Source organism: Pseudophaeobacter flagellatus, assembly GCF_021228235.1.
In the GTDB taxonomy this organism is placed as follows: Bacteria; Pseudomonadota; Alphaproteobacteria; order Rhodobacterales; family Rhodobacteraceae; genus Pseudophaeobacter; species Pseudophaeobacter flagellatus.
Window position 1 is genome coordinate 1 of the sequence record NZ_JAJQRG010000019.1, and the last position, 11,580, is coordinate 11,580.

Consider the following 11,580-nt stretch of genomic DNA (forward strand, 5'->3'; position numbering starts at 1 on the left):
GCCGCCGAAGCAACCCACCAGACCGCGTCGCCGCTGCCGGTAGAGGGGGTTCTAAGTATAACCGGCAGCACCCGCAACCCAAAAACCAAGCAAATCGCAACTTTCCGCAACAGAAATGTGAAAATTAAACAATATCAACATATTACACGAAGAAAAAACCCGCAAACCTCTCCTAAACACCGCCCAGAAGCCTTGCCACAAACCACAAACATCCCAAACCAGCACTTACTCACAAACTTACCCACAGACTCACTCCCGAGTCGCGCCAAACACGCGCCAAACCAAACCGCTAGCTGGCGCGTTTTGCGGCGCAAACCCCGCCAAACGCAAAAGGGCCCAGCCAATGGCCGAGCCCTTCTTCCGTGTGATCTCTTCCGGATATCGGAAGGCGCGGTCAGGCCTTGGCCGCAGTAACAATGAATTCCACCAGGAAATCGGGCAGCGCCAGCTTTGCCTCGCCGCAGGCACGGGCGGGACTGTGACCTTCTGGAACCCAGGCGTCCCAGACCGCATTCATCTCGGCGAAGTCGGCCATGTCGGCCAGCCAGATGGTAGTTTGCAGCAGGCGCGTCTTGTCAGACCCGACCTCGGCCAGCAGTGCGTCGATCTTGTCGAGGCAATCCTGGGTCTGCTGCGCCACGCTTGCGCCCTTGGTGCCAACCTGACCGGCAAGATAGATCGTATCGCCATGGGTGACGATCTGGCTCATGCGAGCGCCGGTGTGGAGACGGGTGATTTCTGACATCGTATGGATCCTGGCTTGGGAGAAAAGGGCCGAAGCCCCAAAGGTTGGCCACCACAGAAATGTCGGTGGCCAAATAGATGGAGAGAGTGCGGGACGCGCCCGACCTGGCGATGATTACTCGGTCAGCAACCACTTGCCGCTGGAGGCTTGGCAGAACTTGCGCATAAGCTCTCTGGCCGGGCTGGCACCTTTGGGATGGGCCGTGTGCGTCATCGCCAGACAGTTGCCCTGTTTCCCGATGACCTTGACCATCCCGTAAGACGCGGTCTCGGGGTTCCTCCATTTGACAGAGCTGCCAACCTTGACCCCCGCGTGATCATAAAGCGCGGCCTCAGCCGCCCGCATGGCGTCAAAGTCGCCTGGGGTCATCGGGGATTGCGCCAGCATACGGCTCAGCGGTTTGGCCATAACCGGCGGGGTCACAAGGCCTGCCATCGCAGCCAGAACAAGCGCGGGGAGAAGGGAAGCAGATTTGGGCATGATATCTCAACCTGAAAGAATATTTCCAACACGACCTCTTCAGAGGTCCATCCAGCATGGCTCAAGCCAGCTGACCTGTCCATGCCCCTTTCCTATCCCACAACAACCACCGCTGCCCGGGCCAGGCGGCGGCTTCAAGAGAATTTTCTGAACAGGCGGGTTGTATCAAACAGGGCATCAAGGCGGTCATAGCGCTCCTTGGTTTCATCCCAGCTCTCTTCCTGTGTAGCCGCGATCATCGCTTCAAGCAGCATCATGGTGGAGATATTGGAATCCCAGGCCGAGGGGATTTCCACCCAGCAGCTGAAGGCATGTTCCGCCACCGCGGTGATCGGGCTGGCCCATTGGTCCGTGATCAAAACCACCTTTACGCCGCGCTCTGCTGCCAGTTCGGCCAGCCGCTGCAAATTGGTCTCGTAGCGGCGCACATCAAACATCAGCAGGGTGTCTCCTGCCTCCATGTCCAGCACATAATGCGGCCAGGTCGCCGAGGAAGAGGTCATATGCGTGACCCGCTGCCGGATGGCCTGGAAATGGGTAAATGCGTAATCCGCCAGAGCACGGGTGATCCGGCCACCAACGACATAAAGCCGTCCGTCGGTATCGGCCAACTGACGCACGGCGGCGTCAAACTGGCCTGAATCCACATTGGAGAATGTCTGGCTCAAGTTATTGGTCACCGCCTGAGAAAACCGATTGAGCATATGCCCCTCTGGTGCCTCTGAGGCCCAGTTGGCGCGCCGCTGGGTCGGGCCAGAGACCTTTGCCTCCAGCTCTTTCAGCAGCGCCTGATGGAATTGCGGATAGCCCTTGAAGCCCAGCTTTTGCACCATACGCGCCACCGTTGGCGTTGAAACATCTGCATTGGACGCGACAATGGTAATCGAAGCCAGCCCCGCCGCCGGGTAATTTTCCAGCAGGGAATTGGCAAATTTGCGCTCTGATTGCGTCAGCGTCGCATAGTGATCCCGGATTTTTTCTCGCACGGTGAGTGACGATTTGGTCAAGGCAGGATCCCCCTCGGGTGAATAAAAAACAGGCAACAAGAACAAGACCTCTTTGACAAGACTGCTCCGTTTGTCATTGCGGGAGAAATCTCTTCTGAAATTATATTGACAGAAATAATCCCGCGTGAAAAGATTTTTCCAAAACGAGGGAGACCCGAATGTCACTGAGCGATTCCACCGCTCGCAGCGAGGCATATGAAGTATCCAACGGCGCAGGCCGTGGGGGTGCCGTTATCCTGTGCGAGCATGCCAGTCACCACATTCCACCTCGTTATGGCGATCTGGGATTGGCCGAGGCGGATCGCCAGAGCCACGCCGCCTGGGATCCCGGTGCCTGCGCTGTTGCGCGCCTGCTGTCGGATGCGCTGGATGCGCCGCTGATTGCTTCCAAGGTGTCGCGCCTGGTCTATGACTGCAACCGCCCGCCAGAGGCCGCCTCAGCGATGCCGGAAAAATCAGAAGTGATTGAGGTTCCTGGCAATACCAACCTGACCCAGGACCAGCGCGACGAACGCGTCGCAACTGTTTACACTCCATTCTGCGAGGCCGTCAGCCAGGTGATTGCAACGCGCAAGGCAGCCGGGCTGACAACGGCGCTGATCACCATTCACAGCTTTACGCCGGTCTATTATGGCAGCCCTCGCAGCGTAGAGATCGGAATTTTGCATGATAGCGACAGCCGCCTTGCGGATGCCATGCTGGATCACGCCTCGGCCCTGCCCGATCGCGAGATCAGCCGAAATGATCCCTATGGCCCCGAAGATGGCGTCACCCATTCACTCCAGCTGCATGGGCTGCAAAACGGTTTGGCCAATGTCATGATCGAGGTGCGCAACGACCTGCTACGCACCCCCGAAGAAGAGGCCCAGATAGCAGAGGAGCTGATGACCCTGATACGCCCGGCCCTGGCTGCAACCCAACCCACAGGAGGTGCCGGTGCCTAAACTCATTTTGCGCTACATTCGCGCCGTCGAGGCGATGAACCGGCTGATTGGCCGCTTTGCCATGTACCTGATCTTTGCCCTGATCGGGGTGCTTCTGTGGTCTTCCGTGTCAAAGACCTTCTTCAATCCCTCGCTCTGGACGCTAGAAATGGCCCAGTTCATCATGGTGGCCTATTACATCCTTGGCGGGCCCTATTCGATGCAGATGGGGTCCAACGTGCGGATGGATCTGTTCTATGGCGGCTGGACCACCCGCACCAAGGCGATGGTGGATGCCTTTACCGTGCTATTCCTGATGTTCTATCTCGGCGTGCTGCTCTATGGGGCCGTCAGCTCTATGGCCTATAGCCTGGGCTATTTCGGGATGGAGCCCTTTAGCTTCTTTGGCGATATCCTTGCCACACTATTCACCGAAGGCCCAAGCGCGGCCTGGGCCAAAATCGGCTATATTGAGCGCAGCTCTACCGCCTGGCGGCCCTATCTGTGGCCAGTGAAATCCATCCTCTGTTTTGGCGTCTTCCTGATGCTGTTGCAATGTCTTGCCGAATTGTTCCGCGATATCGGCCGTCTTCGCGGAGTCGAAATCTGATGCCCTATGAATTGATCGCGATTGTCATGTTTGCCGGCATGATGCTGATGTTGATGACCGGCCAGCGCGTCTTTGGCGCCATTGGCTTTGTCGGCGCTGTCGCCGGAATGATGCTCTGGGGTACGGGCGGGGTGGAAATTCCATTTGCCGCCTCGATGAAGCTAATGAAATGGTATCCGCTGCTGACCCTGCCGATGTTCATTTTCATGGGCTATGTGCTGTCGGAATCCAAGATCGCCGATGATCTCTATCGCATGTTCCATGTCTGGATGGGTCCAGTGCAGGGCGGCCTGGCCATTGGCACCATCGGTCTGATGGTGCTGATTTCCGCAATGAACGGCCTGTCAGTGGCCGGCATGGCCATTGGTGCCACCATTGCGCTGCCGGAACTGCTGCGGCGGGGCTATGACAAGATCCTAGTGACCGGCACCATTCAGGCGGGGTCATCCCTGGGTATTCTGGTGCCCCCTTCGGTGGTTCTGGTGCTCTATGCGATGATCGCACGCCAGCCGGTTGGCCAGCTGTGGCTGGCCGGGGTCATCCCCGGTCTGCTGATGGCCACGATGTTCATCATCTACATCTATATCCGCGCCAAGATGCAGCCGGACCTTGGCCCCGCCATGACCCCGGAAGACCTGGCCGAATATGACCAGGTCAGCAGCCACCCGCTACGACTGAACTTTGTCGTGCTGGCGGCCATCGTTATTGTGCCGCTGCTGGTCAAACTGGACATGGTTGCGCCCAAGACCTCTATTGGGGTGGCCTTGGGTGCTGCGGTTCTAGCCTTTACCACCCGCAGCCTGCCGATATTCTACAAGGATGTATTCCTGAAGGAAAAACACCGCCTGCTGTTTTCCGGCGTTCTGCCGCTGGCGATCTTTGCTGCGATGATGTTGCCCTTTGTCAACGGCTGGACCTCGCTGGTGGAAAGCTCTGCCATTGGTGCCATGACTGCCTTTATCGCCGCCATCCTCAAGGGCCGCATGAACAAGCAAGTGTTTGAAACCTCGGTACGCTCGACCCTTGGGATTTCCTGCATGTTCATGTGGATCATCCTAGCGGCCCTGGGCTTTGGTGCTATCTTTGATGGGCTTGGCGCGGTCAAGGCGATCGAAGATCTGTTCACCACCCAGCTGGGTCTGAGCCCCTGGATGATCCTGATCCTGATGCAGCTCAGCTTTATCATCATGGGGACTTTCCTGGATGACACAGCAATGCTGGTGATTGTGGCGCCGCTGTATGTGCCGCTGGTTGGCGCGCTGGGGTTCGATCTGATCTGGTACGGGGTGCTGTATACCATCACAACCCAGATCGCCTATATGACCCCCCCCTTTGGCTATAACCTGTTCCTGATGCGGGCCATGGCGCCGCCAGAAATCGGCCTGAAGGACATCTATATCTCTATCATCCCCTTTGCCGCTGTTATGGTCGTGGCCCTGGCGCTGATCATGGTATTCCCACAGATCGCGCTCTGGCTGCCAGAGCTGGTCTACGGCAAATGACCCGGATGGCAGAACCCTAGAAATAACCCAAGAAGAGCCCCGCTCGGGGGCCCTATTTCACCCCGATACAACATGGAGAAAGAATTATGACAACAAGACGTAAGTTCCTGCAGACCGCAGGTGTTGGTGCGATGGCGGCCCCTCTGGCCACCCCTGCGCTGGCAAGTTCCACCATCAAATGGCGGATGCAGACCTATGCGGGCGCCGCTCTGGCAGAGCATGTGGTGAAACCCGCCGTTGACATGTTCAACAAGATCGCAGGCGACCGCATGCAGATCGAACTGTACTTTGCCGATCAGCTGGTCCCCACGGGCGAACTGTTCCGCGCCATGCAGCGCGGCACTATCGACGCCGTGCAGTCGGACGATGACTCGATGGCCTCGCCCACCGAAGTCACCGTTTTCGGCGGCTACTTCCCCTTTGGCTCACGTTACTCGCTCGACGTACCCGTCCTGTTCAACCAGTACGGCCTGAACGAAATCTGGGACGAGGAATATTCCAAGGTCGGCGTCAAGCATATCTCTGCCGGTGCCTGGGACCCTTGCCACTTTGCCACCAAAGACCCCATCAACAGCCTGGCTGATCTGAAGGGCAAGCGTATCTTTACCTTCCCAACTGCGGGTCGCTTCCTCAGCCAGTTTGGCGTCGTGCCTGTCACCCTGCCCTGGGAAGACATCGAAGTCGCCATGCAGACCGGCGAGCTGGACGGCGTTGCCTGGTCCGGCATCACCGAAGACTACACCGTTGGCTGGGCTGATGTGACCAACTACTTCCTGACCAACAACATCTCTGGTGCCTGGGCTGGGTCTTTCTTTGCCAACCAGGGTCGTTGGAACGAACTGCCCGAAGATCTGCAGACCCTGTTCCGCGTCTGCTGTGACCAGTCACACTACTATCGCCAGTGGTGGTACTGGGGTGGCGAAGCCTCGCTGCGGGTCAATGGCCCCAAGTTGGAGCTGACCTCCATTCCAGACGACGAATGGAAAACCGTCGAAGACGCCGCCGTCAAGTTCTGGGATGAAATCGCTGCCGAAAGCCCCACCAAAGCCAAGGTTGTCGAGATCTTCAAGAAGTATAACTCGGACATGCAAAAGGCCGGTCGCCCCTACCGCTACGGCTAAATCAAATCGCCCCGGCGCCACAGTGCCGGGGCACCCTCTGCTATACAGGAAAGTACCCCATGACTGGTGTTCTGAGTTTTGACGATCTGAAAGCCCAAGTTGCAAATGGCGATGTAGATACCGTTTTGGTCTGCCTTGTCGACATGCAGGGACGCCTGATGGGTAAGCGTTTTCATGCGCAGCACTTTATCAATGGCGCCTGGGAAGAAACCCATTGCTGCAACTATCTGCTGGCCACCGACCTGGAGATGGCAACCCCGGATGGCTTTGCCTCGACCAGCTGGGAAAACGGCTACGGCGACTATGTGATGAAACCCGATCTGGCCACCCTGCGCCCCCTCCCCTGGCTTGAGAGCACAGTGATGGTGCTGTGTGATGTGCTGGATCACCATAGCCATGAAGAAGTCCCCCACAGCCCCCGCGCCATTCTGAAAAAACAGATCCGTCGTCTGGCCGCGCTTGGCTTTGATGCCATGACCGCAACCGAGCTGGAGTTTTTCCTTTTTGAGAAAGACTTTGACGCGATCCGCAAATCGGATTTCCGCGACCTGCAGCCGATCTCTGGCTACAACGAAGACTACAACATCCTGCAAACCACCAAGGAAGAACACGTGATGCGCCCGCTGCGCAATCACCTTTGGAATGCTGGCATCCCGGTGGAATGCACCAAGGGCGAGGCCGAGACCGGCCAGGAAGAGCTGAACATCAAATACGGCCAGGCACAGGACACCGCCGATTTCCACACCATCGCCAAACATGCGACAAAGGAAATCGCCTGGCAGCAGGGCCATGCCGTGACCTTCCTGCCCAAATGGCACCGCGACAAGGTCGGCTCTTCCAGCCATGTGCACCAGTCGCTGTGGCAGGATGGAAAACCCGCCTTTTATGACGCGCAAGACAAGCTGGGCATGTCGGCGCTGATGAAGAGCTACATGGCGGGCCTGTTGAAATATGCGCCCGACTACACCTATTTCATGGCGCCCTATATCAACAGCTACAAACGCTTCATGAAGGGCACCTTTGCCCCGACCCGCATCATCTGGTCGGTAGACAACCGCACCGCCGGCTATCGGCTCTGTGGTGTTGGCAGCAAGGCCATCCGCGTCGAATGTCGCATTCCGGGGTCGGACATGAACCCCTACCTGGCGATGGGCGCGATGCTGGCCGCCGGCATTGCCGGGATCGAAGAGGGGCTGGAGCTGCAGGCCCCGGCGACGGGTGATGTCTATCAGGGCGATAGCGGGATGATCCCGGAAACCCTGCGCGAGGCCCGGCTGAGCCTGAAGGGATCAGAGATGCTGCGCGCCGCCATGGGCGACGATGTGGTGGATCACTACACCCGTGCCGCTGAGGTCGAGATTGAAGATTTCGACCGCGTCGTCACCGACTATGAAATCGCCCGCGGGTTTGAGCGCGCCTAAAGGCGCGCGGCCTTCGGCGAAGGTATTTTTGGCAAGATGAAGGGGGCTCCCCTTTCAAACGAGATGAGGATGAACATGGGCCAGACCCTGAAATGTATCTCTCCGATTGACGGATCGGTTTATGCAGAGCGCCAGACCCTGTCCCGCGACGCGGGATTTGCTGTCGCCACTGCAGCGCGTGCAGCGCAAAAGGCATGGGCTGCACGCCCCGTGCAGGAACGCATCGATCTGGTCATGGCCGGTGTTGCCGCCGTTGGCGCGATGAATGATGAAATCGTACCCGAGCTGGCCCATATGATGGGGCGCCCGGTGCGTTATGGCGGCGAATTTGGCGGCTTCAACGAGCGCAGTTCCTACATGGCGGAGATTGCCGAAACCGCGCTGGCGGATATCGAAGTGGGCAATGACTCGAACTTCAAGCGCTATATCAAGCGGGTGCCGCATGGGGTGGTGTTTATCGTCGCGCCCTGGAACTATCCCTATATGACGGCAATCAACACCCTGGCCCCGGCCCTGATTGCCGGCAATACCGTGGTGCTGAAACATGCTACGCAAACCCTGCTCGTCGGCGAACGGATGGCGGCTGCTTTCCAGTCCGCTGGGGTTCCTGCCGAGGTGTTCCAGAACGTATTCCTGGACCATGACACCACCTCGGCCCTGATTGCCGCGCGCGCCTTTGACTTTGTCAATTTCACCGGCTCTGTTGGTGGTGGCCAGGCGATGGAACGCGCCGCGGCGGGCACCTTTACCGGTGTCGGCACCGAGTTGGGCGGCAAAGATCCCGGCTATGTGATGGAAGACGCGGATCTGGATGCAGCCGTGGATACACTGATTGATGGTGCAATGTTCAACGCCGGTCAGTGCTGCTGCGGTATCGAGCGCATCTATGTACACGAAAGCCTTTATGATGATTTTGTCGCCAAGGCGGTCGAGATCGTCAAAGGCTACAAGCTGGGCAATCCGCTGGATGAAGCCACCACCATGGGCCCCATGGCCAATGTGCGCTTTGCCGCAGAGGTCCGCGCCCAGATTGACGAGGCGGTCGCTGCCGGGGCCGTTGCCCATATCGACACAATGGCCGAGGACGATGGGGGCGCCTATCTGACGCCACAGATCCTCACCGAGGTTACCCACGAGATGCGGGTGATGCGCGACGAGAGCTTTGGCCCGGTGGTTGGCATTATGAAGGTTTCATCCGATGCCGAAGCCATCGCGCTAATGAATGACAGCGAATTTGGCCTCACTGCCTCGCTCTGGACCCGTGATCTGGACCGCGCCATCCGTATTGGTGACGAGATCGAGACCGGCACCGTGTTCCTGAACCGCGCCGATTATCTTGATCCCAGCCTGTGCTGGACGGGCTGCAAGAACACCGGTCGCGGTGGTGGGCTGTCGGTCATCGGTTATCAGAATCTCACCCGGCCCAAGAGCTATCACCTGAAGAAGGTGGCGGGGTAACCCTGTCGGCCCGAACTGGAAACAGATCGGGCCACCATGGCCCTGGGCATGCCGCCCGAGGGCAGAGTGTTACGTTGGCCCCTGCGGCCACATATGAAAGGCGAAGATATGTCTCTCGTTGGAAACTGGTCCTACCCGACCGCAATCAAATTCGGCGCTGGCCGGATCAAGGAACTGGGAGAGGCCTGCGCGGCCGCCGGGATCAAAAAGCCCCTGCTGGTCACAGACAAGGGCCTGGCGGATCTGCCGGTCACCAAGGGCACCCTCGACATCATGGAGGCTGCAGGCCTAGGGCGCGGCATCTTCTTTGAAGTGGACCCGAACCCAAATGAGAAAAACCTCGAGGCCGGGGTCGCGGTCTATAATGCAGGTGGCCACGATGGCGTCATTGCCTTTGGTGGCGGCTCTGGCCTGGATCTGGGCAAGATGGTTGCCTTTATGGCGGGCCAAACCCGTCCAATCTGGGACTTTGAAGACATTGGCGATTGGTGGACCCGCGCCGATGCTGATGCCATTGCGCCAATCATCGCAGTGCCCACCACGGCTGGCACCGGCTCTGAAGTGGGGCGCGCCAGCGTCATCACCGATAGCGTCAGCCATGTGAAAAAGATCATCTTCCATCCCAAGGTGCTGCCCGCGGTCGTGATCTGTGATCCCGAGCTGACCGTTGGTATGCCCAAGTTCATCACCGCCGGCACAGGCCTGGATGCCTTTGCCCATTGTGTCGAGGCCTTCTCTTCGCCGCATTACCATCCGATGTCGCAGGGCATCGCGCTGGAAGGCATGCGCCTGGTCAAAGACTATCTGCCACGTGCCTATGCCGATGGCACCGATATCGAAGCTCGCGCGCAGATGATGTCTGCCGCTGCCATGGGAGCCACCGGCTTTCAAAAGGGGCTGGGCGCCATCCACGCCATGAGCCACCCGATTGGCGCGCATTTCAATACCCACCACGGCACCACCAATGCGGTCTGCATGCCCGCCGTGCTGCAGTTCAACGCGTCGGTGATTGCCGATCGCTTTGACAAGGCAGCGGCCTATCTGGGCATCGAGGGGGGCTTTAACGGGTTTTGCGCCTATGTGCAGGAGTTGAACGACAGCATGGGCATCCCGCGCAAGCTGTCGGATCTGGGCGTCACCGAGGCCGCAATCCCCGATCTGGTCAAAGGCGCCATCATCGACCCCTCTTGCGGGGGTAACCCGATTGAGCTGACCGAAGCCAATCTGACAGAGCTGTTCAAGGCCGCCCTGTAAGGCGCTAGGTCTTTGCGACACTAAAGAAAATGAGCCCCTCGGCATATCCTTGACGCATTCCGGGATCTGGGACATAGAGAGGCCCCTGCGAAGTTTTTCGCAGGGGCCTCTTGACGAATACGGACTATTATCGCGTTTCAAACTTTCGCCACAGAGGCGTGCCGTGGAACACCACGGGCGATAGAGCACTCGACGAGGATCGGGTGCCTTGTCCTTTTCATCAGCGGCTCCCAGGCGCATCGCAGGCGTCCGCATCACCGGTGCCGTTGATCGGCGCTTTGGAACTTGAACGACCTCAAGTGAACCCGGAACACGCACTGAGGAGAGCCCCATTTCAACATCTGCGGTTGCCTTGCCCGCAGATCCAGGGCCGACATATTGCCGCGCCTCAAACCAGTTATAATAGACCCGATAGATATTGAGGATTGCGACCAGGACCGCCGGATTGAATACAGCACCGTTTATATAGCTTGGGCCATTTCGCGCGGATTTGCCGCCGGCTCGCTTAGCTGGACTGATGCGTGTTCGCAGCGAGTTCATAAATGAGGAGACCGGCTGGATAGTTGTATGAAGCACGCGCCGCGCGAGCGCATCTCGTAGATCGGCATCCGTGATGTCTTGGTCAAACCCAACCGACCTCAATGCCTTCCGATACTTCTCCCTGATGATGGGAAAACCAACCACCTTCTCGGTTTCTCCAAAGTGTTGCACCGGTGATGCTGCCCAAAACTGTGGGAACTGCGTAGACTTGAAGTTGGCAGTGGCAAAGGAAAGAGCATTTCCTTGTCTATCTCGATTGACGGCAGGCTCCAGGTGATGGGAGCAGTAGCGGCGCAAAAGCTCGTATCTGGGGATTTCCTTACCCGCCGCGATCATCTCCTGATTTGCGAATGCCTCGAATGCCTCCTCAAACTTCTTGATGCGACTCTGGCTCTTCTGGACCTGTCACGGTTTGATGCCGCTCCTTTGATAGCATTTACTGCAACAAAGGAGACTGACTATGGGACTGAAACGGACGGACGAATCCCGGCAAGATGCGGTGCGGATTGCGCTGACCAG

The 11,580-nt window shown here is 58.2% G+C and carries 11 protein-coding genes; 8 read left to right on the top strand and 3 right to left on the bottom strand.

Annotated features, from left to right (window positions below; translation table 11 throughout):
- Positions 1 to 394 precede the first annotated feature (394 nt).
- The 3 genes from LRK71_RS20230 to LRK71_RS20240 form a co-directional block, all read right to left on the bottom strand.
- Positions 395 to 745, bottom strand: a complete 351-nt coding sequence (locus LRK71_RS20230; RefSeq protein ID WP_232405766.1) for a RidA family protein — start codon at positions 743 to 745, stop codon at positions 395 to 397.
- A 114-nt stretch (positions 746 to 859) separates the two neighbouring features.
- Entirely contained in the window at positions 860 to 1,225 is a 366-nt protein-coding gene (locus LRK71_RS20235; RefSeq protein ID WP_232405767.1) for a hypothetical protein, read from the bottom strand.
- Between the two features lie 134 nt (positions 1,226 to 1,359).
- A complete protein-coding gene (locus LRK71_RS20240) occupies positions 1,360 to 2,232 on the bottom strand; it encodes a MurR/RpiR family transcriptional regulator (RefSeq protein WP_232405768.1) in 873 nt (290 codons plus the stop codon).
- A 158-nt stretch (positions 2,233 to 2,390) separates the two neighbouring features.
- Between LRK71_RS20240 and LRK71_RS20245 the strand changes: the two genes are divergently transcribed.
- The 8 genes from LRK71_RS20245 to LRK71_RS20280 all read left to right on the top strand — a co-directional run.
- The gene (locus tag LRK71_RS20245; RefSeq protein ID WP_232405769.1) at positions 2,391 to 3,176 is read left to right on the top strand and encodes an N-formylglutamate amidohydrolase; all 786 of its coding nucleotides are present in this window, start codon (positions 2,391 to 2,393) and stop codon (positions 3,174 to 3,176) included.
- 34 nt (positions 3,177 to 3,210) lie between these two features.
- Positions 3,211 to 3,765 (top strand): TRAP transporter small permease subunit, encoded by a 555-nt coding sequence (locus LRK71_RS20250; protein ID WP_269751834.1) that lies wholly within the window; start codon positions 3,211 to 3,213, stop codon positions 3,763 to 3,765.
- On the top strand, positions 3,765 to 5,267 hold the full coding sequence (locus LRK71_RS20255) for a TRAP transporter large permease (RefSeq protein ID WP_232405771.1): 1,503 nt from the start codon (positions 3,765 to 3,767) through the stop codon (positions 5,265 to 5,267). Before LRK71_RS20250 ends, LRK71_RS20255 begins: the two co-directional genes overlap by 1 nt.
- An 86-nt stretch (positions 5,268 to 5,353) precedes the next feature.
- Positions 5,354 to 6,388: a TRAP transporter substrate-binding protein gene (locus tag LRK71_RS20260; RefSeq protein WP_232405772.1), complete on the top strand. Its 1,035-nt coding sequence runs from the start codon at positions 5,354 to 5,356 to the stop codon at positions 6,386 to 6,388.
- A gap of 59 nt (positions 6,389 to 6,447) precedes the next feature.
- Positions 6,448 to 7,809, top strand: a complete 1,362-nt coding sequence (locus LRK71_RS20265; protein WP_232405773.1) for a glutamine synthetase family protein — start codon at positions 6,448 to 6,450, stop codon at positions 7,807 to 7,809.
- A 75-nt stretch (positions 7,810 to 7,884) separates the two neighbouring features.
- Positions 7,885 to 9,267, top strand: a complete 1,383-nt coding sequence (locus LRK71_RS20270; protein WP_232405774.1) for an aldehyde dehydrogenase family protein — start codon at positions 7,885 to 7,887, stop codon at positions 9,265 to 9,267.
- A 108-nt stretch (positions 9,268 to 9,375) separates the two neighbouring features.
- Positions 9,376 to 10,521, top strand: a complete 1,146-nt coding sequence (locus tag LRK71_RS20275; protein WP_232405775.1) for an iron-containing alcohol dehydrogenase — start codon at positions 9,376 to 9,378, stop codon at positions 10,519 to 10,521.
- A 783-nt stretch (positions 10,522 to 11,304) separates the two neighbouring features.
- A partial coding sequence (locus tag LRK71_RS20280) for a hypothetical protein (protein ID WP_456300284.1) occupies positions 11,305 to 11,580 on the top strand: 276 nt, incomplete at its 3' end.

Bases quoted from the DNA above. Each gene is read 5' to 3' on its own strand.
- LRK71_RS20230 (WP_232405766.1), bottom strand. From the start codon at position 745: ATGTCAGAAATCACCCGTCTCCACACCGGCGCTCGCATGAGCCAGATC.
- LRK71_RS20235 (WP_232405767.1), bottom strand. From the start codon at position 1,225: ATGCCCAAATCTGCTTCCCTTCTCCCCGCGCTTGTTCTGGCTGCGATG.
- LRK71_RS20245 (WP_232405769.1), top strand. From the start codon at position 2,391: ATGTCACTGAGCGATTCCACCGCTCGCAGCGAGGCATATGAAGTATCC.
- LRK71_RS20250 (WP_269751834.1), top strand. From the start codon at position 3,211: ATGAACCGGCTGATTGGCCGCTTTGCCATGTACCTGATCTTTGCCCTG.
- LRK71_RS20255 (WP_232405771.1), top strand. From the start codon at position 3,765: ATGCCCTATGAATTGATCGCGATTGTCATGTTTGCCGGCATGATGCTG.
- LRK71_RS20260 (WP_232405772.1), top strand. From the start codon at position 5,354: ATGACAACAAGACGTAAGTTCCTGCAGACCGCAGGTGTTGGTGCGATG.
- LRK71_RS20265 (WP_232405773.1), top strand. From the start codon at position 6,448: ATGACTGGTGTTCTGAGTTTTGACGATCTGAAAGCCCAAGTTGCAAAT.
- LRK71_RS20270 (WP_232405774.1), top strand. From the start codon at position 7,885: ATGGGCCAGACCCTGAAATGTATCTCTCCGATTGACGGATCGGTTTAT.
- LRK71_RS20275 (WP_232405775.1), top strand. From the start codon at position 9,376: ATGTCTCTCGTTGGAAACTGGTCCTACCCGACCGCAATCAAATTCGGC.